This window comes from Ferrimonas sp. YIN67, assembly GCF_057219095.1.
The window spans coordinates 17029-41716 of record NZ_JBXVVJ010000001.1; the positions used below are offsets into that span (position 1 = coordinate 17029).

General features: G+C 57.5%; 15 protein-coding genes. 8 read left to right on the forward strand and 7 right to left on the reverse strand.

The window, feature by feature from the left end; all coding sequences use genetic code 11:
- The first annotated feature begins 332 nt into the window (after positions 1-332).
- The 7 genes from AC2D8U_RS00060 (at position 333) to AC2D8U_RS00090 (ending at position 12263) form a co-directional block, all read left to right on the forward strand.
- Complete coding sequence (locus AC2D8U_RS00060; protein WP_484616988.1) at positions 333-2741, forward strand: OmcA/MtrC family decaheme c-type cytochrome; 2409 nt, start codon at positions 333-335, stop codon at positions 2739-2741.
- Between the two features lie 293 nt (positions 2742-3034).
- The gene (locus AC2D8U_RS00065) at positions 3035-5098 is read left to right on the forward strand and encodes a multiheme c-type cytochrome (protein ID WP_484616989.1); all 2064 of its coding nucleotides are present in this window, start codon (positions 3035-3037) and stop codon (positions 5096-5098) included.
- Between the two features lie 65 nt (positions 5099-5163).
- Positions 5164-6099 carry a DmsE family decaheme c-type cytochrome gene (locus tag AC2D8U_RS00070; RefSeq protein WP_484616990.1) on the forward strand — a complete coding sequence of 312 codons (936 nt, stop codon included), beginning with the start codon at positions 5164-5166 and terminating at the stop codon, positions 6097-6099.
- 11 nt (positions 6100-6110) lie between these two features.
- Entirely contained in the window at positions 6111-8114 is a 2004-nt protein-coding gene (locus AC2D8U_RS00075; RefSeq protein ID WP_484616991.1) for an MtrB/PioB family decaheme-associated outer membrane protein, read from the forward strand.
- A 753-nt stretch (positions 8115-8867) separates the two neighbouring features.
- Positions 8868-9404, forward strand: a complete 537-nt coding sequence (locus AC2D8U_RS00080; protein WP_484616992.1) for a GNAT family N-acetyltransferase — start codon at positions 8868-8870, stop codon at positions 9402-9404.
- 124 nt (positions 9405-9528) lie between these two features.
- Entirely contained in the window at positions 9529-10851 is a 1323-nt protein-coding gene (locus tag AC2D8U_RS00085; protein ID WP_484616993.1) for a hypothetical protein, read from the forward strand.
- 71 nt (positions 10852-10922) lie between these two features.
- Complete coding sequence (locus AC2D8U_RS00090) at positions 10923-12263, forward strand: hypothetical protein (RefSeq protein ID WP_484616994.1); 1341 nt, start codon at positions 10923-10925, stop codon at positions 12261-12263.
- A gap of 276 nt (positions 12264-12539) precedes the next feature.
- Here the strand turns inward: AC2D8U_RS00090 and AC2D8U_RS00095 are convergent, their stop codons facing one another.
- The 7 genes from AC2D8U_RS00095 to AC2D8U_RS00125 all read right to left on the reverse strand — a co-directional run bounded on the left by AC2D8U_RS00095 (position 12540) and on the right by AC2D8U_RS00125 (position 23005).
- The gene (locus AC2D8U_RS00095; RefSeq protein ID WP_484616995.1) at positions 12540-13772 is read right to left on the reverse strand and encodes a hydroxymethylglutaryl-CoA reductase; all 1233 of its coding nucleotides are present in this window, start codon (positions 13770-13772) and stop codon (positions 12540-12542) included.
- 217 nt (positions 13773-13989) lie between these two features.
- Complete coding sequence (locus AC2D8U_RS00100; protein WP_484616996.1) at positions 13990-14460, reverse strand: hypothetical protein; 471 nt, start codon at positions 14458-14460, stop codon at positions 13990-13992.
- Positions 14461-14464: 4 nt separating this feature from the next.
- A complete protein-coding gene (locus AC2D8U_RS00105; protein WP_484616997.1) occupies positions 14465-15112 on the reverse strand; it encodes an MBL fold metallo-hydrolase in 648 nt (215 codons plus the stop codon).
- A gap of 82 nt (positions 15113-15194) precedes the next feature.
- The gene (locus tag AC2D8U_RS00110) at positions 15195-16595 is read right to left on the reverse strand and encodes an MBL fold metallo-hydrolase RNA specificity domain-containing protein (RefSeq protein WP_484616998.1); all 1401 of its coding nucleotides are present in this window, start codon (positions 16593-16595) and stop codon (positions 15195-15197) included.
- 127 nt (positions 16596-16722) lie between these two features.
- On the reverse strand, positions 16723-17697 hold the full coding sequence (locus AC2D8U_RS00115) for a S1/P1 nuclease (protein ID WP_484616999.1): 975 nt from the start codon (positions 17695-17697) through the stop codon (positions 16723-16725).
- A 118-nt stretch (positions 17698-17815) separates the two neighbouring features.
- Positions 17816-20197 carry a TonB-dependent receptor gene (locus AC2D8U_RS00120; RefSeq protein WP_484617000.1) on the reverse strand — a complete coding sequence of 794 codons (2382 nt, stop codon included), beginning with the start codon at positions 20195-20197 and terminating at the stop codon, positions 17816-17818.
- A 429-nt stretch (positions 20198-20626) separates the two neighbouring features.
- Positions 20627-23005: a TonB-dependent receptor gene (locus AC2D8U_RS00125; protein WP_484617001.1), complete on the reverse strand. Its 2379-nt coding sequence runs from the start codon at positions 23003-23005 to the stop codon at positions 20627-20629.
- Positions 23006-24013: 1008 nt separating this feature from the next.
- On the opposite strand from AC2D8U_RS00125, the gene AC2D8U_RS00130 reads away from it, so the two are divergent.
- Positions 24014-24664 (forward strand): helix-turn-helix domain-containing protein, encoded by a 651-nt coding sequence (locus AC2D8U_RS00130; protein ID WP_484617002.1) that lies wholly within the window; start codon positions 24014-24016, stop codon positions 24662-24664.
- The last annotated feature ends 24 nt before the right edge of the window (positions 24665-24688 follow it).

The following is a 24688-nucleotide window of genomic DNA, read 5'->3' on the forward strand; positions in this document are numbered from 1 at the left end:
CCCCATCACCCGCCACCCCTGCAACAACCCAACAACCAAACCGGAACAGCCTCACCACCTCCCCCCCTCACCCCGATCACGAGCGTCGAATTTTTGGCAAGTCAGAATTCCATTTTCTGCTTTTTAATCAGTCCCTGTTGCGACTTTTTGACTGACCATCCATACCCAAACTGCCTGAACCCCATTTGCCTGCAACAGTCCGATCACAATCCGTCTTGACCACAGCCGTTATCAGGATCACGTTCCCTCACTCCCCCCTTAAATAGACTCTGCGAAGCCCATGAATTCCCATGGGTAATGAAAGAATTCTTTTCAATTTGCAGGGAAAAGAGATGATCGCAAATAACAAAAACTGGAAACTGCTGGCTGCGGCCGGTGCGGTTTCCGCCATGCTGGTCGGTTGTTCCGACGGCAAAGATGGCGCCGATGGTGCCGATGGTGCCCCTGGTCCAGTTGGCATTCACTTCAACGATGCCAAATCCATCAACGCCACAATCCAGCACGCTACCATCAGCGAAGCGGGCGTCGTTGCCATCGACTTCGCATTGGAAGACGCGCGCGGCGTGGCCATCCACAGCCTGGAGACCGTCGACGTTAACGCGCTGGGTATGGGGATTGCCAAGCTGGTACCGGTTGAAAGCGGTATCGGTGAGCTGAAAACCCCTAAATGGGTCAGCTACATCAATGGCCTCAAAGAAGAAAACCCAGCACACGTTCCACCAGGCTACGAAGACAAAGCCGGTACTCAGATTCAAGCAAACATCTACAGTGCCTGTAAAACTGACTGTGTAACCGTCCGTGACAACGGCGAGTACACCTTCACCTTCGAAACGGCACTGGCAGACTTCGACCAGATTGAAGGCCTGGACACCAGTTACGATGCCACCCTGACTCACCGAGTGACCATGGAACTGGTTCGCGCTCGCGGTGACGTAAAAGAGGCTCTGGTCAACGAGCACTACGACTTCATTCCTGAGCTGGATCGTGCTGCCTACGCAGACGAGACCCGCAACACCGTCGATCTGGAAGCCTCCTGCCTGCGTTGTCACAACGATGAATATGACCACGCCTGGGCACCGAAACTGGCGTTCCACGGTGGCAAACGCACCGACTTCGAGAACTGTGTTGTTTGTCACACCGACTACTCCGCAGACCCGGAAACCGGCGCCACCATCGAAATGGGCGCCATGCTGCACGACATCCATAAAGGCAAGTACTTTATGGTTGGCTACGGCGGCACCGTTTACGACTACTCCAACGTAACCTACCCGACTGACTGGAAGAAGTGTTCTACCTGTCACATCGAAGGTGTCGATGCACCGGCCCAGGCCGATGCCTTTAACAGCACTGCAGGTTCTACCTGCCACAGCTGTCACGCCCGCACCGACGAGCAAAAGGCGATGAGCCCGAAAGACCTGTTCCACGGTCGTGATGAAGACGGTAACCGCTTCTTCCCACGCGGCTGGGCGCAAAGCTGTGACGGCTGTCACGTTCGCAACGAAGGCGATCTGGGTGCCAACCAGTTCCACATGAGCAAGTGGACCTCAAAAGATACCGCTGCATCCGCGATTAAGATCGAACTGGCAGAAGGTCAGTTTGTGCGCCAAAGCGTAAACGGTGAAGAGAGCAATACTCTTGTATTTGGTGTTCGCCTGACTGACAACACCTCCGGTGAAGTCTTTGCTGCTCCAGCCCACCTGATTAACAGCATCAAGTCTCTGCCAGTACGCGCTATCGGTAATGGCGCCACTGATTTTAACTTTGATGTAAACGGCAACACAGATTACACCTCTCGCTACAACAGCGTATTGCTTGACTTGGTAGCTCAGGGGGCAGATCTGGTGATCATTGAAGGCGAGAACGGCTTCTTCAACTACCATGTTGACGCCTCTAACTTCAAAGTGACTAACATGGGTACCATTACCGCCTCTGCGGAGATCTGTGCTGCCCGCGGCGAAGGTGTCGTACCTTGCAACGCCGAAATGGAGTTTGAGCTGGTGACTGCCACTGCAAAAGCCAAGAGCGTTGCCTTCTCTGAGTTCAATGACGGCAAAGCTCGCCGCGTTGTGGCTTCTCAAGAGTCCTGCGTAGCCTGTCATGATGCTCAGATGGATCTGTCCGCCAGCGATCCGCTGAACAAACGTTCAGTACACTCAAACAAAGCAGATAAAGGTGCAAACTGTGCCGCCTGTCACGATCGTAGCCACTTGGCTGACGATTTCACCGACGGCTCCTGCGTAAGCTGCCACAACAGCAGCAACGCAAACTACCACAGCAGCTACAATCGTACCCTGAACAACAACCTGGACTACAAGGTGATGGTTCACACCCTGCACGCTTCCAAGCGTAACGAGTGGATCGGTGCGAAAGAAGACGGCTCTCCTGACAACATGTACAAGCGCAGCGATGAGATCCGTCGCATCACCTTTACCGAGCATTATGGTAACTGTGCCGTTTGTCACGACCAGGGCCAGCTGAAGATGACCGAACTGGGCAGCCAGAAAGCCGTCATCGCCCGCGTAGCCAATGATGATGCAACCAAGGTTGAGTACTCCCCAACTGCGGCCGCCTGTGGCGCTTGTCACACCAAGAACGAAGCCGCTTACAAGGGTCACGTTGAATCCAACGGCGGTGTATTCGGCGCTCCGGTTGGTACCTACGACGGCTCCGAGTCCTGTGCCACCTGTCACGCTGAGGGTAAATCCTACGGCGTGGACAAAGTTCACCCTGTTCGTTACTAAGACGAATTATTGAATCTCAAAGCGGCCTTTTAAGGCCGCTTTTTCTTTGACACTTACCCCATAAGCGTCTACGCATTTGCTGGCGGAATATCGCTCATTTTGGGATAAGTGCAAAAAGCGGAGATCTGAGTTGTAAAGCCCGATAAATGGCTGACCTAAATCACGGTTTCCCTTGACCTAAGTTGCTATAAAACACTGTGACCGCCCAACTTTCTGCCGCAACCGATGTCGGTGGAAATTAACGCGGTTCGGCACACCTTTAGTGCCCCATATTCTTTTGCAGGGAATAGATGATGACTATCCAAAAACAATTCTGGCGCCTGGGCGCCATTGCAGCGGTTGTGGCCACCGGCCTGACTGGCTGTAGCGACGGTAAAGACGGTAAGCCTGGCAATCCCGGCGTAACCCCTCCGGTCGCCGATGAGATCAACGAGCTGAGCCTCAAGGTTGAGAGCATCGTTAACCAAGGTGATACCACCACCGTCACCGTACTGGCCACCAACGAAAACGACGAAGTGGTCGTGGGCCTGCAGGGCTTCACCGCCCGCCGCACCCAGCTCTACCCTGTGGGTGAGCGTGGTGTTGGCGAGCGTGCCGGTTGGGAGAGCATCAATAAATCTGATGCCGTGATTACCGACGAGAAAAACGGCTACTACCAGGTTGAGTTTAACAACGACAAAGTCAACCCACACCTGACTCAGAAAGTGGGTCTGGTTGTGGTTCCCGGCACCCTGATCGACGGCGAAACCGTGGTGCCCTACACCGAAGTCTTCGACACCTTCGCTGCCGATGGCTCTGCCGCGCGTTTCGACAAGAACATGGTCGATCCGGCCAGCTGTCACGCCTGTCACAGCGATGCCGAGTCCATCTACCACGGGAACGACCGTGGTGCCGACTTCCAAACCTGTACCATGTGTCACGATGACGAGGGGACTCAGACCCGTGATCTGACCCTGATCGTACACAATAAACATGTTCTGTCCGGCTTCGATACAGCGTTCAAGGACTGCACCACCTGTCACTTCGAGACCGATGCCGAAGGTTATGGTGAGTGGGGCAACTGGATGAGCGTTCCCACCGTGGAAAGCTGTTCCGTCTGTCACAACGACGGCTTCGAAGGCAGCAAGCCTAAGCCAATCGTTAACCGCCACATGACTGAGTATGACAACAGCCAGTGTGTGGCCTGTCATACCGCCGAAGGCACCAATACGGTCATGGGCACCTTCGAAGCCCACATGGGTGGTCTCAATCAGATCTCCGCCCTGCAGGACAGCATCGAGTTTAACGTTGTCTCCGCCCGTTACACCAAAGCCGACAATGGACTGGAGACTCCAGCGACTGTCGAATTGGCCGTCGAAGTGAAACGCGACGGTGTCGCAGTTGACGTGGCTAACGCTGACTACTTCGGCTACAAAAACTACCTGGGTAACCTGACCCCAACCTTCAACATGAACCTGGGTGCCAACATCGATGCTGACGCCACTCCAGGCTCTGTTTCTGCCAACCTTATGGGTGGCGAGTTGGTTGATGGTGTGATGCACCTGACCGTGGCCAACGCAAACCTGGCTCTGACCGACGGTGAGATCACCACACTGCACGTTTACCCATCCGTGTGCACCCGTGGCCGCGAAATCGTCAAGTGTGAAGGTGACGTAGAGATCCAGTACCTGCGCAGCATCACAGCGCAATTTGATGCCGATGGGCTGGTTGAGGAGGGTCGCCGTGAGGTGGTTTCCACCGAAACCTGCATGAGCTGTCACGGCGATCGTAACGAAGCCTACCACTACGGTATGGCCTACGACCAAGGCTGTCAGACCTGTCACAACCCGAACCAGGGTCGTGGTGACAGCAAGTCTGCGGACGGTGCTTTCGATAAGAACATCGCCAACTCCATCGTTAACAGCTCTGACTACAAGTTGCTGGTGCACTCCCTGCACAGCAATGTCCGTGCCCGCGCCTATGCCGACAACAAGAACGTCGATACCTACCCGCAAAGCACTGCGGGCTGTACCGCCTGTCACGATGGTGCCACTTTCGGCATCAATCAGATCGCCGAGTCCAAGCCAGTGAAGGTCAACCTGGGTAAACGTGGTGCTGACGATGCCGATGTCGTTTACGTGTCTCCGATCGCCGCGACCTGTGCATCCTGTCACGCCGGTCAGTATGAAGAAACCGACCGCAGCGGCAACGTGACTTGGGAGAACATCGGCAATCTGGATCCTGCTGCAGCCATCCTGCACATGGAACATAATGGTGCCACTTTCGACGCTGGCAACCCAGACCTGGTTCCGTTGGAGTCCTGCTCCACCTGTCACGCTTTGGACAAGCTGATCACCAGCCACTCCGTCAAGCTGTAAAGAAGGCGTGAGCCCGACCCCGTCGGGCTCACCTTAACCTTTTCTTGATTAAGGAATTCAACACCATGCAAGCAAAAAAGCTGATCGCCACCCTACTGGGTAGTGCAGCGCTGCTGCTGGGTACTGCCACCGCCGGCACCTGGGACGCTATGCCTCAGGCCGAGATGGAGCAGATCCTCGACACCAAGTTCGCCGAAGGGAACTACTCCCGCCAAGGCGCCGATGGCTGTCTGATGTGTCACCGTCGCAGCGAGACCGTAATGGCCCTGTTTGACGGTGTCCACGGTCGTGCCGACCAGTCCAAGTCGCCGATGGCGGGCCTGCAATGTGAAGCCTGTCACGGCCCACAAGGTACCCACCGCAACAAGTCCGAGCCGATGATCACCTTCGGTGGCGACACCCCGCTGTCTGCCGAGAAGCAGAACAGTGTGTGTCTCTCCTGTCACCAGGGCGAAGAGCGCATGGCCTGGCATAACGCCACCCACAACCTGGAAGAAGTGGCCTGTGCCGACTGTCACCAGGTACACGTGGCCCAGGATCCCATCCTGGACAAGGCCACCGAAGTGGAGACCTGCACCAGCTGTCACACTCAGCAGAAGATGGACATGAACAAGCGTTCTACCCATCCGATGCAGTGGGGTGAGATGACCTGTAGCTCCTGCCACAACCCGCACGGCACCATGAGCGAAGCGGATCTGGTGAGCTTCAGCGTTAACGACACCTGTTACGCCTGTCACGCCGAAAAACGCGGTCCGTTCCTGTGGGAACACCAGCCGGTAACCGAAAACTGTGCCAGCTGCCACAACCCGCACGGCTCAGTGAACGACGCCATGCTGGACTACCGCGCACCGCAACTGTGTCTGGACTGCCACCAGGGTCACACCGCTGACCGTGACGGCAACTCCATCTATACCGGTGGCCAGAGCTGCTTGAACTGCCACAACCAAGTGCACGGGTCTAACCACCCAGACGTGCGACTTGGCAGCAAGCTGATGCGCTAAGGAGCGGCAAGATGAAAACTCGTTTGAACCTCATCACCCTGGCCCTGGCCAGCTTCTCCGGCGCCGCCATGGCCAACTACGGCCTGGCCAACGCCAATCTGGAGAAGGTGGACACCGCCAAGTGGGAATGTAAGCGCTGTGAGCCAGTGAACGGCACCCATGGCACCGTTGGTGTTTCTGCCGGTTTGGTCGAGACCAGCGATAACCACGCCGCCAATGCTCTGGGCGACACCGACGGCTTCGCCGGTGCGCTGGATGCGGACATTCGCTACCGCCGTGAAGATGGCCACAAGCTGGACATCGACGCGCGTCAACTGGGTAGCGAAAACGGCAGCCTGAGCCTGGCAGCTGGCAAGGCCGGCAGTGCTGTGGTGGCCTTTAACTACGGCACCCAGACCCGCTGGGACGTGAACGGCGCCATCAGCCCGTTCGCCCTGGAGGGCAACACCCTGGTCAAACCGGCTACCGACGTTGAACACGATCTGAAGGTGAAGCGCGAGCAGTACGGCTTTGCCCTGGATCTGGGTGGCGAGCTGTGGCAGACCTACGCCAACTTCCAGCGTGAAGACAGAACCGGCAAGCGTCGCGCCTCCCTGTACCGCATGGATGGTCAGGCAGCGAACTTCGCCGCCGACATCGACAGCACCACGGATCGCTGGGAAGCCGGCGCCAAGCTGACGGGCAAGAACTGGCACACGGGTGTGGCCTACATCGCCTCCAAGTACGGCAACAACCTGGCCGACAGCTACCAGTACAATGGTCTGTCCAACGCCTACAGCACCGCGCCAAGCAACGAAGCCTACCATGTGGTGGCCAACGGTCAGTACAGCCTGAGCCGTACCCACTTCGCGGGCCGCTTCGTGACCGGCAAGATGACCCAGGATCAGGGCATGACCCAGATCGGTGGCCTCAATCCAGCGATCAGTGGCTTCGACGGTGAAGTGAAAACCACCGACGCCAGCTTCCGGGTGGCCTCCACTCTGGCCCGTGGCCTGCGCGTCACCGCCAGCTACGACTACAGTGATCGCGACAACAACTCCACCGTGTTTACCGGCAACAGCATCGCCATCGATGCCCTGTCCGGTGACGTGACCGAGTACGCGCGCTACGACATCACCCGCAACACCGCCAAACTGGGTGCCAGCTACCGCATCGCCCAGGGCTACCGTCTCGACGGTGGCTATGAGTACAAGCAGGTGGAGCGTAGCGATCTGGAGCGGGAAGAGACCAACGACCACGCCGTTTGGGGTCGTCTGCGTGTGACCGCACTGGATAACCTGGATCTGGGCCTGAAGGCCGGCTTCAGCAGCCGCGATGGCTCCAAGTTTGAGGCCGCTCGCGCGACCTCCAGCGAAGACAATGCCCTTCTGCGTCGCTACCACCTGGCGGACCGTGACCGTACCGAAGCCGAGCTTCGCATCCGTCACACCCCGATGGACAGCCTGTCCCTGACGGCGACCCTGCGTTACGCCAACGACGACTACAGCGATACCGAGTTTGGTCTGCTGGAAGCCGACGACTATGGCTACGACGTGAACGCCAACTGGATCGCTTCCGACAAGCTGAACCTGCACGCCTTCATTGGCCAGCAGTGGATCGAGTCTGAGCAGCGCAACCAGTTTGCCGCCAATACCAGCTTCGACCGTGTGGAAGACAGCTTCCTCAACGCAGGTTTCGGCGCGGCCTACACCGGGCTGTTCGTGGATGCACTGACCGTAGGCGGTGACTACCTGTACGCGGACTCCGAAAGCGAGACCAGCGTCACCATCGCCACTGCAGGCCAGTACGGCGACTACTTCTCCACCAGCCATAGCTTCAACCTCTACGGTGACTATGCCCTGTCCGAGAAGATGGGTCTGCGCATGGACTACCGCTACGAGCGTTACCAGGACAGCGATTTTGCCAATGTGGATCACATCCAAAACGGCTCTGTCGTCAACCTGTACACTCTGGGTAACCTGAACCACAACTACAACGCCCACCTGGTGATGCTGACCTTCAGCTACGCCCTGTAAGCGTTTATTTGTGAGAACAACGCCCCGGCGCGAAAGCGCCGGGGCGTTTTTTTATCCTTTGGAATGCCACGTCCCTCCCCCTACTGCGTAGGGTGTCCCCCACCTCGTAGGGTATCCCCTCCTCGTAGGGTGAGTTGAGCGCAGCGAAGCTCACCAAGCCGCAGCAATCTCGCCACCTCGTAGGGTATCCCCACCTCGTAGGGTGAGTTGAGCGCAGCGCAGCGAAGCTCACCAAGCCGCAGCAATCTCGCCACCTCGTAGGGTATCCCCACCTCGTAGGATGAGTTGAGCGCAGCGCAGCTCACCATGACCCATTCCCTACCAAAGAAGATACCGGACGCCACGCCCACAGCCGCTTCGCTCCCCACCTCGTAGGATGAGTTGAGCGCAGCGAAGCTCACCAGACCCGTTTCCCTCAAAGGCCGAATACAGGACGCTAGGCTCACAGACGACAGAATACAGGCAGAGCAAGAACCGCGCGCCGGGCTCCCTGCTCCCTGCTCCCTGCTCCCTGCTCCCTGTTCCCAGCTCCCTGCTCCCTGCTCCCTGCTCCCTGCTCCCCCCTGTTCCCCGTTCCCTGCTTTTCCCTGTTCCCTGCTCCTTCCTGCTCCCTGCTCCCTGCTCCCTGTTCCCTGCTCCCTGCATCCTGCCGCCGACTCCGGGGGAAAAGGGTTAAAATCACCCATCACTTCACCCCCAACACAGGCGTTATTTCGCTACACTGGTCGGCCAACATGACAATAAGAAACCTGTATGTTTAGCCGAGTCCTGACGCCCGAACTGTCCCTGGAATTGATCCACCCCAGCCATGCGAGCCAATTGGCCGAAGTGGTCTCAGCCGATCGCGACTACCTGGCCCAGTGGCTGGCCTGGCCGCCCCACTGCCGCACCGAATCCCAGTTTCAGGGCTTTGTCCGCCAGTCCCTGCTGGACTATGCCGAAGGTCGCGCCATGGTCTGTGTCCTGCTTCATCGAGGGGCGTTGGTCGGCTGCGTCAGCTTTAACGACATTAACCACAAACTCGGGGTCGCCAAGATCGGCTATTGGCTGGCCAGCGCGGCGCAAGGTCAGGGCCTGATCACCCAGGCGGTACAGCACCTGATCGACATCGCCTTCACCGAGTTAAAGTTGGAGAAAGTCCAGATCCAGGCCGCCACCGGGAACGGTCCGAGCCAGGCCGTGTGTGAACGCCTGGGAATGAAACTCGAAGGGGTGATCACCCGAGCAGAAGATCTCAACGGCAAGGTGGTCGATCACTGCATCTATGGCTGTTACCGGCCCCGTCCATAATCGCAAAACATCACATTCATTAAGTTCCTTTTCCTAAATTGACAGCCAGTTAGTCTTGATTGGGGAATAATGCTCTAAAGCGGCCACGTGCGCTGCTCGAAACAAAACCTATGGATACAGAAGTATGAAGAAGTGGATTACCACCAGCACCCTGGCCCTCCTGTTGACGGCCTGTTCAACAACCAACGCTCCTGAGCCGAATTCGGCCTCAGCCCAAACGGATGCGCAGATCATCCAGGAGCTGACCCATGATGCTTACCGTTACTGGCAGTTGATCCGCAACGACAACGGCAGCTACAACGATGGCTATAAGCTAAAGGGCAATACCCAGCGTGGCTCCATCGCCAACGCCGGCATGGGTCTGGTCTCACTGACCATCGGCCACGCATTGGGCTATGAGCCTCAGGCCGAGCAGCTCGCGGAAACGACCCTGGCCATGCTGGCTGGCAAAGATCCCAATTTTTCGGTTCCGCGAAATGAGAAAGGGACCTTCATCCATTTCTTCAACACCAAAACCGGTGAAGCGCAAGGGGATGACTGGAGCCCCATCGACAGCGCCATCATGCTCAGCGGCGCCATGTTCGTAAAGCGCTACTGGAGTGAGAACCCACGCATTGGCGCCTTGGCCGATGAACTCTTTGAGACCACGGATCTGACCGACTTTATCGCCGACGTGGAGCGTGGTCAGCTGTTCCTGGCTCAGTACCAGGACGGCAGCTTTAAGGAAAATCGCACCAAGGCGTTCAACGAGTACATGATCGTTGCCTCCATCGCCCGGGCACAATCCCTGGCGAAGGGCGAAGGCGAAGATGCCAAGGCCCAGCGTTACTGGAACAAGTGGTACGCCACCACCGAAAACGTGTCAAAGCCAACCTATCAGGGGATCGAGGTACTGGGCGTCAACCAGAAATGGTTTATTTCCAAGTTCAACTACCTGTTCAACAACTACCTGGTTCACGAATTCTCCAGCGATCCGACCTACCAGCACTACATCCGCAATGCCGCCAAGGCGGACTTCACCTGGTGGCAGGATCAAGGCGTCGAAGGCCGTAATGAATACGAGTGGGGCAGTGGTGCCGGTGCCTGTCCGCGGGGCTACTGTGTGGATCGCATGACGCTTCCGGATCAGCCAGGCAAAAATCCCTTCCAGATCATTTCTCCCCATATCATGTCTGGCTTCATGCCCTACTCCGACCGTGCCCGAGATGACCTGTTGGCCCTCTACAAGGATCCCCGCAAGTTGGCCCACTACCGACTCGAAGATGGCAGCCTGGCCCTGTGGCGATACAGCTACGCACAGCCAGAATGGCGAGCCACCACGATTCAGGCCGTCGACAACTCCACCATGCTGTTTGGCTTGGCAGGCTTGGAAGAGAACCTGGGCATGACCTTCTTCACTACCTATAACGATTACTACAACGAGCAAAAGCCGAGCTACAGCCGCTAACCCCCGCAACAAGAGCCCACAACCTGTGTTGTGGGCTTTTTTCCGAACGGATTTCTGGAGAAGAATAAACCATGAAAGTACACGCACTCGGCGCCCTAGTGTTAGGCCTGGCTTTAACCGGCTGTGCCACCCCGTCCCTGACCAACCATGGCTACCCAATCGATCCGGCCAGCGCCCACCTGAGCGACAGCGAGATCCTCGCCGAGCAGTTTCGCAACAACTACCGCTACTGGCAGCTGATCCGCAAGGACAACGGACTCTACCAGGATGCCTACCGCTTCAACGGACCGGCGGATCGGGGCTCCATCGCCAACGTCGGCATGGGCCTGATCGCCCTGACCATCGGCGCTGAAATGGGTTGGGAGCCCGATGCCGAAGCCCTGGCACTGCAAACGCTTAAAGTCATGGCGGGCAAGGATCCAAACATCTTTGTACCCCGCACGGATTCAGGCACCTACATCCACTTCTTCGACACCCTAACCGGCAAGACCATCGGCGATGACTGGAGCCCCATCGATTCCGCCATCATGATCTCCGGTGCCCTGTTTGCCAAAAACTACTGGCCAGACAATGCCGAGATTGGGGCTTTGGCGGACGAGATCTACCAATCCACCGATATGATCCAGTTTATCGCCGACGCCAAGGGCGGTTGGATCTGGCTGGCGACCCATGAAGACGGCAGCTTCAAACAACACCGCACCAAGGCGTTCAACGAATACATGATCGTCGCCAACCTGGCCTATCAGCAGGCACTGGACAAAGGCTATGGTCCGAACCACAAGGCCATCAAGTTCTGGAACAAGTGGTATGCCAACACTGACGCAATCGCCAAGGCCAACTACAACGGCATCGACGTGTTGTCCGAGGGACGCAACCACTTCGTTTCCATGTTTAATTTTCAGTTCAACAATTTCCTGGTCCACCACTTTTCCAACTCCGAGGAGTACCAAGCCGCCATCACCCAGGCCGCTAAGGCCGACTACGCCTGGTGGCAGGACAGAGACTGGGGACAACGCAGCTACGAGTGGGGCAGCGGTGCCGGTGCCTGTCAGCGCGGTTATTGTGTCGATCGCGTCACCTTGGAAGGCAGACCTACGAAAAATGACTTTCAGGTGGTGACGCCACATATCGTTGCCGGCTTTATGCCCTATGTGGAGCATGCCCGAGACGATCTGCTCGCCATGTACCGGGATGAGCGCCAACTGGCCAAATATGAGTTGTCCGATGGCAGCCAGGTGTTGTGGCGCTACAGCCTGAAAGACACCGACTGGCGGGCCAGCCGGATCCAGGCCGTGGACTACTCCTCCATGCTGTTTGGCCTGGCCGCACTCGACGAGCACCTGGGCATGGCGTTTTTCAACACCTACAACAACTACTTCGCCAAGACGCCGGCCCAGTACGTAAAGCGCTAAATGCTAGGTTCTAGGTTCTAGGTTCTAAGTTCTAGCAAGAGCAGGTGCTAGGAAGAGCAGGTGCTCGGTGCTCGGTGCTAGAACCTAGGCTCTTCCCTAGAACCTAGGCTCTTCCCTAGGACCCAGGCTTCGCCCCAGAACCCAGGCGCTTCCCTAGAACCCAGGCTTCCCTAGAACCCAGGCTTCTCCCCGGAACCCAGGCTTCTCCCCGGAACCCAGGCGCTTCCCTGGAGCCCAGGCTCTTCCCCAGAGCCTGGGCTCTTTCCCGGCCTTTCCCTACTTACGCGCCAGTTTGTGATGGGCACGGGAGAAATGGCCCGCGCTCAGGGCGCCGATGATCGACAGTTCACCCGCCAAACATAGGGTCGCCGCCACCTCGGCCAGTGCCTTGGCATGGCCGCTTCCCGCCAGCCCCATCAGATCCAGGCAGGCTTGCGCCGCCGGTAAGCCTGTCCCGCCTCCGACGGTGCCGATCATCAGGTTGGGCAGGGTCACCGAGGCATAGAGACTGCCATCCTGGCGCTGCTCCAGCCGGGTGATCCCCACGGCAGATTCCGCCACACAGGCCGCATCCTGCCCCGTGGCAATATAGAGGGCCGCAAGGCCATTCGCATAGTGGCCATGCACACCGATGGAGCCGCTCATCACGCCCCCAATCGCCGACAACTGACCATAAGCCACCATGGACTCCACACTGGTGTGCAAGCGCTGTTTGACCAGTTGTGCCGGGATCAACACCTCGGTGGACACCTTTTTACCGCGGACATTGCGCAGGCTTTGTGCCGTGGCCTTCTTATCACCGGAAAGGTTCGCCTCGACAAAGGCATGGACCGGGGCCACCGGACTGTGCTCGCGGATGTACTGGAACACGGCGTTCGTGGCGATGGTCACCATATTCTGACCCGAAGCGTCGCCGGTCTGATACTCAAACACCAGGTAGACGTTGTTGGCCTCCATGTTTACGCTGATCTCCGTCAGCTTGCCATGGCGCGTGGTGGACTCGGCGATCGCCTTGAACTGCTCATACTGAGTGCTTACCCAGGCGACAAACTGCCCCGCTTCCACCAGGGAGTGGAAAATAAAACCCGGGGTTCGCAACACCGCCTCGCTCAAAAGCCGGGTATTTGCCCCACCCGCTTCGGTGATCAGCCCCGCTCCCCGGTTGTAGGAGGCCACCAGGGCCGCCTCTGTGGTGGCCAACGGCAGGTAAAAGTCTCCGTTGGCGTGGCCTCCCTTGACCCGCATTGGTCCCACCAATCCCAGGGGCAATTTCATGGTACCGATGAAATTTTCAATGTTATTGGCATAGAGGGACATCTCCGCTTCACTTTGCGGATCCAGCAGTCGAGCCTGTGCCTCTGGCGCATCCAGCACCTGCCAGCGTTTGGCAACCTGGCGGGGATTCAAAAATGGATTGCGACTCTGGACAGGTCGCTGCGGCGCCTGTGAACACGCGTCGACCGGATCGACAAAACGGGCACCGGGCCAATTCAGATTCAGCTTGGGCATCGGATCCTCACAAAGGGATGAACATCATTTCGGCGCACGATTGTACCGGTTTTTTGCGACGCAGAGTGTTTTGCTTTGCTGCCAGCTTGTGTAGAGAAAACACTCTAACCGCCCCTGGGCAGTAACAGCTCACCGGCTAGCGTGGGAAGAGGAGACAAATAGGAGGAGAGAAAAAAGCGCCGGAAGAGTTTCCGACGCGGTCTGAATGCTTGGCTAACTAGAGTCCTAGCAAGACTTTGAGGGCTTCGGGATCGTCCAGATGCTGCACGGTCGCATAGGCGCCGTTATCAAACTGCATCAGGCTCACCTTGCCATCCTCGAAGGGGAACGCGGCAGTGGCGGCGCCCTGCCTATCCATCAGGGTGAGGAAGGATTGTTTCTGCATCTTGGGTAGGGCAAACATCCGGGTGATCAAGGCCGGCATAATGCTGGTATCGGCGATATAGACGATACCGGCCTCAGCCAAGGTGTCCTGCTTAATGCCCGCCAGGGCACTGCTGGCCACATCGGAGCCCGCCTTGTCCCGGGTAAAGACCAGATAGTTCAGATCACCGGGAACCGCATGGGCTTGGCCATGTTGATCGTCCAACGTCAGGTACGGCAGTGCCTGTCCCACCTCAAGCGCGGCCAGTGGCGCCGACAACGCCAATGCCAGCCCAACCAACGGGCCCAATACTTTCTTGTTCATTTACTCAGCCCTGCAATACGCCATCGGCAACAAAGGGATTGGCCCGGCGCTCATCACCAAAGGTCGCCCCCGGACCGTGTCCCGGAACAAACTCCACATCATTGCCCAGGGGCCAGAGTTTGGTGGTGATGGAGCGGATCAGATCCTGATGGTTGGACATGGGAAAATCCGTGCGCCCGATGGAGCCATGAAACAGGACGTCACCAACGAAGGCGCGCTTGTCACCTCGGTGAAAGAACACCACATGGCCCGGCGTATGGCCCGGGGTATGGATCACCTCAATCTGCTCCTGGCCCAGGGTGAGCACATCGCCCTCTTCCAGGAAGCGGCTCGGGGTAAAGGTGGCCAGCATGGGGAAGCCGAACATCTGGGATTGATTGCCCAGGGTATCCAACCAGAAGTTATCGGCCTTGTGGGGACCGATGATCTCGATGGCCAACTGATCAGCCAGGGCCTTGGCCCCTCCGACGTGATCGATATGGCCGTGGGTCAACCAGATCTGCTCGATCTTAACCCCAAGTTCGGCGGCCGCGGCCAGGATCCGATCAATATCCCCACCGGGATCGATCACAGCGGCGCTGCGGGTTTGCTCGCACCATACCAGGGAGCAATTTTGCTGGAAGGGTGTCACCGGAACAATATGATGTTTCATCGTGCTGCTCGTTCAAATTCACTGGCCGCAGGATAGCAAAAACCTGCGCCGGGAACACGACCTATGCACTCAAGCCTTAATCTCACCCATGCAAGGCCAGGGTGTCGCCGATCTTGGGGACCGTGACATCCAGCCCGAGCCGCTGCCGGATCTGATCCCGGAGTACGGCCTGGGCCTCCGGCTCACCATGGACCAGCATCACCTTGGGCTGACCCGGCACCCTGGCCAACCAGGCCAACAGCTGCGCCTGATCAGCATGGGCCGAGAATCCGCCCAGGGTATGGATCGCCGCGCGTACCGCAAACGTCTGGCCAAACAGGCGGATCCGCTTCTCCCCCTCCACCAGCCTACGTCCCAGGGTGCCACGGGCCTGAAAACCGGTGAAGAGGATCTGGGTCTTGTCGTGCCAGATCCTGTGCTTGAAGTGGTGCACGATGCGGCCGCCGTTGCACATGCCGCTGCCCGCAATGATGATCAGCCCCTGGTTGATCTGGTTGAGCGCCATGGAGTCTTCCGCCCGCTCGGTCAGGTGCAGACAGGGTAAAAACGCTTCCAGCGTCATGCTGTCCTTGGCATCCATCAATGCCAGATCCTCGGGATCCAGCAGTTCCAGCCACTGGTCATAGATCCGGGTCACCTCGATGGCCATGGGGCTGTCCAGCACCACGTGCCAGCCCTGAAGCTTTCCTTGATGATAGAAGCGCCCCAGTTGAAACAGGATCTCCTGGGTCCGCCCGACGGCGAAGGCCGGTACCAACACCACTCCCCCCTTTGCCTGGGCCAGCACCATCTCCAGTTCGGCGAGGGTATCTGTGTAGCTGCGATGCAGCCGATCCCCGTAGGTGCTCTCCATCATGACGAAGTCAGAGGGTGGCACGGAGACCGGATCGCGCATCAGCGGAGACTCGGTATTGCCCAGATCGCCGGAAAAGAGCAGAGTCTGCTTTCCTTCCTCCCCCTCGAACGTCAGGTGCACCATGGCCGCGCCGAGGATATGACCCGCATCGAGCAGGCGCAGGGTGACACCGGGTAACACCTGGGTCGGCTTGTCGTAATCCACCACCACGCAGGCTTCCAATACCGCCAGCACCTCCTCCATGCCGTAAACCGGCGCCTGCTCCTTCTGCCCCTTGCGCTTGCGCACCAGGTTGTCGCGCTCCAGATCCCTCAGGTAGAGATTGCAGGCATCCTTGAGCATCACCGCCAGCAGGTTACGGGTCGCCCCGGTGCAGAAGATTGGCCCCTGGTAACCCCGTCGCATAAGCAGGGGCAGCGCTCCGGAATGGTCCAGGTGGGCGTGGGAGAGGATCACCCCTTGCAACTGCCGCGGCTTAAAACGAAAGGCATCCCGACGCAGTCTCTTACTCAGCTCATGCCCCTGATGCATGCCGCAATCGAGCAGCAACTGGGCTCCGTCGAACTCAAGCAGGTGGCGTGAACCGGTCACTTCACCGGCCGCCCCATGGCAGTTGAGGGTCAACATGGCACACTCCTGGCGAACGAAGAACACTGCATAGAGTGTGACACGAAAACGCCCGATGCGAGGTCGCATCGGGCGTGAATTGACCCGGACTTGGGCTAAATCAATGATGGCCCCGACGGGCCAGGGCTCACTCGGCTAAAAACGCCGATTCATCTTGCAACCGAGCTCGGTGGAAATCGGCCAGGCGGTGGGCGGCGAGATTCAGGCGTCCCTTCAGTACGGGCTGCCACTGTTCTTGATAAGCCTCGCGCTGCGTCTTGCTGTCAATGGGGCCATTGAGCACAGGTCCATAGATCGCCTCGGCATACTGACTGGACTCCTTGGCCAACTGGACGATGGGCAGATAACGACGACTCTGCTCTGCAGGCGCCTCACTGGCGGCGATCTCCGCAACCGCCTCATCCATGCTCATGCCCATGCGGTAGGACACGGTCCAGCCCGCCAGGGTATCAAACAGCGAGTGCAGGTTACGGGCACAACCGCCGGCTATGGGATCGCGCTGGAAACAGGTGGCATTGCCCCCCAGATCCCCCGCCGGGTAGTCGTCATTGATCCAGGCGATGGAGTGCATCGGCTGAGTCGCATCAAACACGAAATGGGTGAGGTAAGCGTTGACGATCGCCCGCTCCAGCCCCTCGACCTGAGGCAGTGCCGCCTTAAAGGCAGGCAGTACCGTGGTGACGTTCGGTACCCGGACGCTGGAGTCAGTCAACTCACTCTGGCCGGGCTGGTAACCATGGTTGATGTAGTGGCCCATGCTGCCCGCCTTCTCCGGCAGTGCCGCAATGCTCTCGGGCAGGGTCAAGCCAAAGTGGGCAAAGGTATCCGGCAGCTCGGTTCGCCGCCACAGATCCGGCAGAATGCTGGTCCGGGCAAAGGCAGATGCTTCATAGCGATTGAGAAACTCCAGCAACTCCTCATCCTCGATCCGGTCAAGCAGCGCCTGGGCTTCCGCTTCATAGGTATCCTGGACGGCCGAGGGCAGCATGCGGAAACTGTGTTCGGCACCAATAACGTGGGCATCAAAGTTAAAAGCATTGGCGGGGGCTGTCAGACACAGACCAACAACCAGTGGGGCAAATAGGGTAGGTAGGGCTTTCATCGTTTTCATCAGTCTAGTGAGTTTTGCTCGCAGCGCAGTGTACTGATGAGACCCAATAGGACAAGAAAAAGCGGCGAAGTCTGAGACTTCGCCGCCTTGTTTGTGACCTTACACCAACTTAGAACTCGTAGCTCACATCCAGGCCAAAGCTCCGTGGGTCGCCCCAGGTGTAGCCACGGTATGCGCCGAAGTTGGCGCCGTGAACGATGTGATCCTCATCGGTCAGGTTGCGCCCCCAAGCCGAGAACTTGAGCATGCCACCCAGTGCCTTGATGTCATACAGGCTGACTCTGGCATTGAGCAGGGTGTAATCATCGGCTTTAAGCAAAGGATCGGCGGCCGAGAAGCCCTGCTCCCCCTGGTACAAGGCATCGAGACGGGCGTTAAGGTAACCAAAGCTACCCAGCTCCCACTCATAAGCCACTCCCAATGCGCCGGTATTACGATCCTCGCCATCGGCCTGGGCATCGTTGTTACTGGTGGTCATATAGCCGTAGGAGCCGTTAATAAACAGGCTGGCGATCGGGTTGGCCATCCATTCGACTTCCACCCCTTTGGTCTCGGACTCCCCTGAGTTGGTCGCAATCCGGATCCCATCTACAAAGTCGGTCACCTGCAGATTGCTGTTGTCGTTAAAGAACGCCGCCACGTTGAACTGCAGTCGGTCCTCAAACCACATGGACTTCAGTCCCAGCTCGTAGGAATCGGTATCCTCCGGATCTGCCGCCATCAAGGCCGGGGCATGATCAGCCTGACCGCCCAACAGCGCTCCGAAACGGCTGACGGTACCTGGGTTAAAGATCCCCGCAGCATAGCCCTGAGCATACTTGGCGTAGACACCCAGATCGCGGCTGAATTGGTAATCCACAATGGCGGTAACGGTCAGTTTGTCCCAGTCCTTCTCCGCGCTCATGTCGGCATCCAACTGAGGATCCCAGGCCGACACCAGGGTCAGCTCCTTGGTGTCCTTGGAGTAACGCAACCCACCGGTCAGGCCCAACTTGTCCGTCAGCTGATAGTTCAATTGGGCATAAGCGGCCTGAGCCTCGCTCTTAGTTTTGTAGAACACGCCCCAGTCCTGGGCGAGAATGTTGGCGCCATTGGGGAACTGGCCCGCTGGTACGCCGCCCAGTCCCAGGATGTAATCCAGAGTTTGACCATCGAGATTCAACATCATCTCCCAAGGGTTGTTCTCCTGGCCTTCCTCTTCGAAGTAGTAGAGACCCGCCACATAGTTGAGCTTGCTATCGAAGGCCGCCCCCAGCAGCTGGAACTCCTGAGACCATTGATCCTGCTTCTTCTGGTTGACGGTCTTAAAGATCGGCACCAGCTCAGGTGCACCAAACTCGGGACCGTTGGCACCAAAACCCACCATGGGGCTGGCATAGTAGGCGCCGCCATCGGTGTTCAGCCCTTCGCTCACATCGGACTTATAGGCACGGTAGCCGGTGATGGACTTGAAGGTCACGGCGTCGTTGATGTCCCAGTTCAGGGTCAAGTTGTGGCCATAAATGTCGACAAACTCGCGACCTTGGTTGGCCAGGGTGAAATCTTCTTTGCGTTTATTGCCCTCGGCCAGGGCCGCCATCTGAACAAAGGGGTTGCCGCCATATACGGGCCCACCCAATACACCGATAAACAATGGCGTTTGCGGGTTAGTCACCCCGGACTCAACGGTGGCGATCTGCAGCGGCGGCGAAACCGCTTCCCCATCGGTGTAGTCAAAGGCGTAATCGATGATCACGTTATCACTGACGTCATAGCGCAGGGCCGCCCGGAAGGCATCCGCTCGCTCAGAGCCCAGATCAGCCCCGGTCGAACCGGTAAAGTGGTTATCGGCCCAGCCTTCGCGATCCTTGTACATGTAGGTGAACTTTGCCGAAAGGTTGCCCAGCATCGGCGTATCGATGGAGGTGATGGACTTTTTCTCACCGAAGCTGCCTACGGTAAATTGCTGCTTGAGGGCAAACTCACCTAACGGCTTCTTGGTCTCCAGGGTAACCGCACCGCCCGTGGTGTTCTTGCCCCACAAGGTGCCCTGAGGGCCCCGCATGATCTCGATCCGCTCCAGATCGACAATGTCGAACACGGCCCCGGCATTTCGCGCCATATAGACACCGTCCAGATACACCCCGACTTTGGGATCCACCGCCAGCGAAGGCTCTGCGGTAGAGTTACCACGAATGTTCATGGCGATGTTAAAGGCACTGCCCAGGGTTGGCTTCATCACCACGTTGGGGGCATAGGCACCGGCATCCGCCACATTTTCAATGCCCAGATCCTGGATCAGGGTTTCATCGAACGCGGAGACCGCGACCGGGGTCTCCTGCAAAGGTTTGGCAGTACGCTGGGACGTCACTTCGATCCGCTCAATCCCTGCCTTCCTCTCTTGCTCTTCCGCCGCATTCACCGACGCCGTGGACAGGACGGAAAGTACCGCCACCGCCAATGTGGTTAACCGTGGGAACGTCTTTGAGTCTTGTACTTCCATTACTGCCATGCTCTGCCTCTCCTGCTATCGTTTTTGACTCCGGCGCTCGCTCTGGGAAGGAGCGGCAAGCCGAATGCCCGTCACTGCTTTGGATGATGTTCGTGACTTGGGACCAAGGTAAACAGGGGCTAAAAAAGCAACATCACTCATTTGGACTAAGCAAATGAGTCTTGCGAAAGTAATTTTTAAGCGGCTGTTTTATAGATGTTTTTTTCTGTACCGAAATACAAAAAAATTTCTTTAGACTAAAGTCTAGCTCCCGCCTGAACGATTTACGGTCTCTCTGAACTGCCGGATCCGCGATCCTCTCAGACCCACCCACCTCTCCCTGCTATGAAGCCGCACTCCCTAAGGCGTAATATTTCCTGCAAAGCGCCCAAACACATCAAAAAAGCGGGAAGCCTAGCTCCCCGCTTTATTAACCCATGGCTGGAAAATCTAGAACTCGTAGGTCAGATCGACACCATAGGTCCGAGGCTCGCCCCAGTTATATCCCTGGTATACGGCAAACTGGGCACCATAGACCCGGTACTCCTCATCCGCCAGGTTACGTCCCCAGGCCGCCAGCTTGACCCGCCCGCCCAAGGCCCGCACGTCGGACAGGGTCAAGCGGGCATTCACCAGGCTATAGGAGTCTTCCATTAGCGGCGTGGCACTGGTTTCGAAGTTAAAGTACTGATCACCCAAGTAACTGTAATCAACCCGGGCATTAAGGTTGCCCAAACGACCGAGTTGCCAGTCGTAACCTATCCCCAGCGAAGCCGATTCGTTTGGCTGAAAATCAAAGTCACTGGAGTCATTCTTGGTCTTGTAGTAGCCATAGCTGCCATGAATAAACAGGCCAGCCAGCGGATTGGCCACCAACTCCACCTCGACGCCCTTGGACGATGAGCTGCCGGAGTTGAGCATCAGGCGCACATTGTCACGGAACTCGGTCACCTGCAGGTTGGAGTTGTCGTTATAGAAGGCGGCCACGTTCACCTGCAGGCGATCGTCCGCCCACATGGACTTCATCCCCAGTTCGTAGGAGTCGGTACGCTCAGGATCGGCCGGAACCAGGGTGCCGGCGAAAACCCCCTCGGCATTACCCTGCAGGAAGGCACCCAGATCCTTGGTACCCGGGTTAAACACCCCGGCGGCATACCCCTCGGCATACTTAAGGTAGAAGTTGAGGTCATCGCTGGGCATGTAATCGACGATAAAGGTGGTGGTCACCTCACTCCAATCTTCCTTCCCCGACAGGTTCGTCGGCAACAGGGGATCGCTATCGAGCAGGGTCAACTCCTTCTCGTCATAGCTGTAACGTACCCCGGCGGTCAGGCCCCACTGCTGGGTAAGCTGGTAATTCAACTGGGCATAAGCCGCTGCCGCATCGCTCTTGATGCGGTAGAAGTTGCCCCAGGTGTCCACCGACAGGAAGACCGGAAAGGGCGTCCCTGCTGGCACCCCATACATGGCGGCCAACTGCTCCGTGGCCGGCACCGTTTGCCCCGTGGGAATGGTGATGGCCCAGGGGTTGTTCTCACTGCCCTCTTCGCTGAAATAGTACAGGCCCGCCACGTAGTTGAGCTTGCCCTGCAGCGCCGCGCCCACCAGTTGGAACTCCTGGGACCATTGATCCTGCTCTTTTTGTCCGACCGAGACAAACGCCGGAATGGGATTGCCCATCAGGCCAACGTAGGCGCCGCCGTCCGTATCGGTACCACCGAGACGCTCCGAGTCGTAACTTCGGTAGGAAGAGATGGAACGCAGGGTCACGGCGGGCGAGAGATCCCAGGCAATATTGAGGCTATGTCCCTGGATCTCAAGATCTTCACGCCCCTCGCTGTCCAAGGCGATGCGATCGGGCCGCTTGGCGCCTCCGGCTGTGGTTTGCGCCATCTGGTAGAAAGGATTGCCAAAGTCGTGTGGGTTCATGTTGCCCACCAACAGATCGCTCATTCTTGTGTAGATCCCAAAGGGGATCTGGCCCAAGGTAGGGATCACATTCTCCGCCTGCATCGGCGAAGCAACCCCCCAGCCATCGGTCATGTCGAACGCGTAATCAATGAGGACATTGTCGCCCAGTTCATAGCGCAGGGCGACGCGCAAGGCATCGATATCCTCCGCCCCCAACTCCTTTTCTGCCGCATTGGGAAAGGTGTTGGTGGCCCAACCGTCCCACTGCTTCTTCATATAGGTGAGCTTGGCAGAAAGGTCTCCTAACATCGGCGTATCCACCGAGGTCACCGACTGGAACCGGCCGAAGTTACCAAAAGTCAGTTGCTGCTTGAAGGCAAACTCTCCCAGCGGCTTTTGGGTGGTCATGGAGACCGCTCCCCCTGTGGTGTTGCGTCCCCACAGGGTCCCCTGGGGACCACGCATGATCTCCATCCGCTCCAGATCGACAATGTCGAACACCGCACCTGCACTGCGGGCCAGATAGACACCATCCAGATACATGCCGACTTTAGGATCGATCGCCAGAGAAGGTTCAGAAGTGGAATTACCACGGATATTCATCGCCACATTAAACGAACTGCCAAAGGTCCGTTTAAGCACGACGTTTGGCGCATAAGCACTGGCATCGGTCAGATCTTCGATGCCCAGGGCTTCAATGGCCGTATCATCGAAGGCCGATACGGCTACCGGGGTTTCCTGCAGTGGTTTTTCTCGCCTTTGGGAAGTCACGGTGATCCGCTCGATCCCCGCACTCCTGGCCCGTGTTTCCTCGGCCTGAACACTTCCTGGTACCGCACTGAAGGCGGCGGCAACCGCCAGCGCCAAGGAACTGTACCGTCCCAAAATCGAATGGAATCGCACCGACTGTTTTGTCATCACCCTCTCCCTGATATGGCTTTGTATGGATCTGTTTATTGCCTGGCCCCACAAGAGGTCGCTCAAGCATTCGGCTAACTCCACCGACAAATAATGGCTTTCAAGTCACATTGAACTGCATTTTTTTATTGTTCGGAACAACAATAAAGAACTGAACTTAAGCTAAGGAGGGGGCACAGAAGCAACATCGTCCATTCGGACTAGTTGCTCGAGCGCTCCCAGAGCAAGGGATTAAAACCATGTATTTAAAGGGATTTATCTTGTCGTTTTTCCTGCTGCTCCACCATGCAATGAGCAAGAAGCACAACCTAGTCCCCAAAATGGACAGTTCCGGCAGCAGCCCCTTATAGGGCGAGGTCTGCCAAGATCGTGAATAACACCCTTGAACAGCCCTTCGATGCAAAAAGCCTTCATCGCAGACTTGCGGGGATCTCATTGGCAAATGTGTTCCTGGCTTGCTTGTTCAAGCCAGTGCGGGGAGCAAGTCGGATCCGCTGTCATTGGTGCCCCGCCGCTTTATCGCCAACTTGACGGTGCCTGACTGACGCCCAGTGGTGCAAGGTTGAGCCCCCGGAGGCCAGAGGAACCAGCGAAGGTCGGGGTAAGCACCTGAGGTTTAAATGCCTGGGCGGGATCTCCTAGACGGGCCTTTTACGAAACAGGGGCTGCGCAGCCATCAAACCGATTCAGGCCGGGAGCGCTGCTGCACAAGGTGGGAACAGGGATAAGCACCCAATGGACGCCGTGGGGCGCCAGGGCTGGGCCCACAGTCAAGAAGAGCCCTGGTTGGCCGTTCACCCGCATCCATGCTGTCGCGGCAGTGATGATTCGTTGCAAGGGATCCCGAGTCGGCCCTTATAAATATTACTTAGGGTAATTTTTACTGATACTCTCTGTGCTGTATTACCCCTCTCGAGTAACCCCACTCATACCGGCACTACTGGAAACAGAGAGTCTCAGGTAAAGGAGATCCAGCCGGAGACCCACGCATTGGGAACCACAGACGCCATGAAAATAAAGAATACCGCCTACGGCGAAGAGGTGCTGGAGCGGATCCGCATCAGTTGGCATGAGTACAAGAAAGCCCATCACACCACCCAAGCCGAGGCGGCAAACAAGTTGGGGATGAAGCAGTCAGCCTTTTCCCAGTACTTGAGGGGTAACATTGCGCTCAACACCGACTTTATCGCCCGTTTTGCCCAACTCGTCGGAAAACCCATGGCCTACTTCCACCACCACCTCGATATGGCTGGGGAGGAGTGGTATAGCCAGGATGCCACCATTTTCACAGCCGAAGTCCGCCAGACTCTCTCTTTAGGGACTGTGTCGCCGCGCTATGTGATCATGCCAAGAATGACCACGGTCAGTGGCTACATTACCGTGGAGATCGACAACCATAACACCCGTTATCGGAAAGGCACTGTGGTATTTTTCACCCCGAAGGAGCCACTGCATGAAACCGATGAGGTTGGTGTTTTTGATCAAGAAGGGACCATCCTCGCCATCGGGGAACTGGACTATTCCGAGGGCCAATGGCAAGTCCGGGCTTTTTACAACGGGATCCCCACCCGCATTGCCATCAGCCATGAGCACCGGCTAATGCGCCTGGAGGGATGCGTGCTACCCGGCGCTTCAGGGAAGCGCACCTTCTGCCCATAAGAATCGGATCCAGCCTGCTTTCAT

Coding starts and splice junctions, on each gene's coding strand:
- AC2D8U_RS00060 (WP_484616988.1), top strand. CDS start 333: ATGATCGCAAATAACAAAAACTGGAAACTGCTGGCTGCGGCCGGTGCG.
- AC2D8U_RS00065 (WP_484616989.1), top strand. CDS start 3,035: ATGACTATCCAAAAACAATTCTGGCGCCTGGGCGCCATTGCAGCGGTT.
- AC2D8U_RS00070 (WP_484616990.1), top strand. CDS start 5,164: ATGCAAGCAAAAAAGCTGATCGCCACCCTACTGGGTAGTGCAGCGCTG.
- AC2D8U_RS00075 (WP_484616991.1), top strand. CDS start 6,111: ATGAAAACTCGTTTGAACCTCATCACCCTGGCCCTGGCCAGCTTCTCC.
- AC2D8U_RS00080 (WP_484616992.1), top strand. CDS start 8,868: ATGTTTAGCCGAGTCCTGACGCCCGAACTGTCCCTGGAATTGATCCAC.
- AC2D8U_RS00085 (WP_484616993.1), top strand. CDS start 9,529: ATGAAGAAGTGGATTACCACCAGCACCCTGGCCCTCCTGTTGACGGCC.
- AC2D8U_RS00090 (WP_484616994.1), top strand. CDS start 10,923: ATGAAAGTACACGCACTCGGCGCCCTAGTGTTAGGCCTGGCTTTAACC.
- AC2D8U_RS00095 (WP_484616995.1), bottom strand. CDS start 13,772: ATGCCCAAGCTGAATCTGAATTGGCCCGGTGCCCGTTTTGTCGATCCG.
- AC2D8U_RS00100 (WP_484616996.1), bottom strand. CDS start 14,460: ATGAACAAGAAAGTATTGGGCCCGTTGGTTGGGCTGGCATTGGCGTTG.
- AC2D8U_RS00105 (WP_484616997.1), bottom strand. CDS start 15,112: ATGAAACATCATATTGTTCCGGTGACACCCTTCCAGCAAAATTGCTCC.
- AC2D8U_RS00110 (WP_484616998.1), bottom strand. CDS start 16,595: ATGTTGACCCTCAACTGCCATGGGGCGGCCGGTGAAGTGACCGGTTCA.
- AC2D8U_RS00115 (WP_484616999.1), bottom strand. CDS start 17,697: ATGAAAGCCCTACCTACCCTATTTGCCCCACTGGTTGTTGGTCTGTGT.
- AC2D8U_RS00120 (WP_484617000.1), bottom strand. CDS start 20,197: ATGGCAGTAATGGAAGTACAAGACTCAAAGACGTTCCCACGGTTAACC.
- AC2D8U_RS00125 (WP_484617001.1), bottom strand. CDS start 23,005: ATGACAAAACAGTCGGTGCGATTCCATTCGATTTTGGGACGGTACAGT.
- AC2D8U_RS00130 (WP_484617002.1), top strand. CDS start 24,014: ATGAAAATAAAGAATACCGCCTACGGCGAAGAGGTGCTGGAGCGGATC.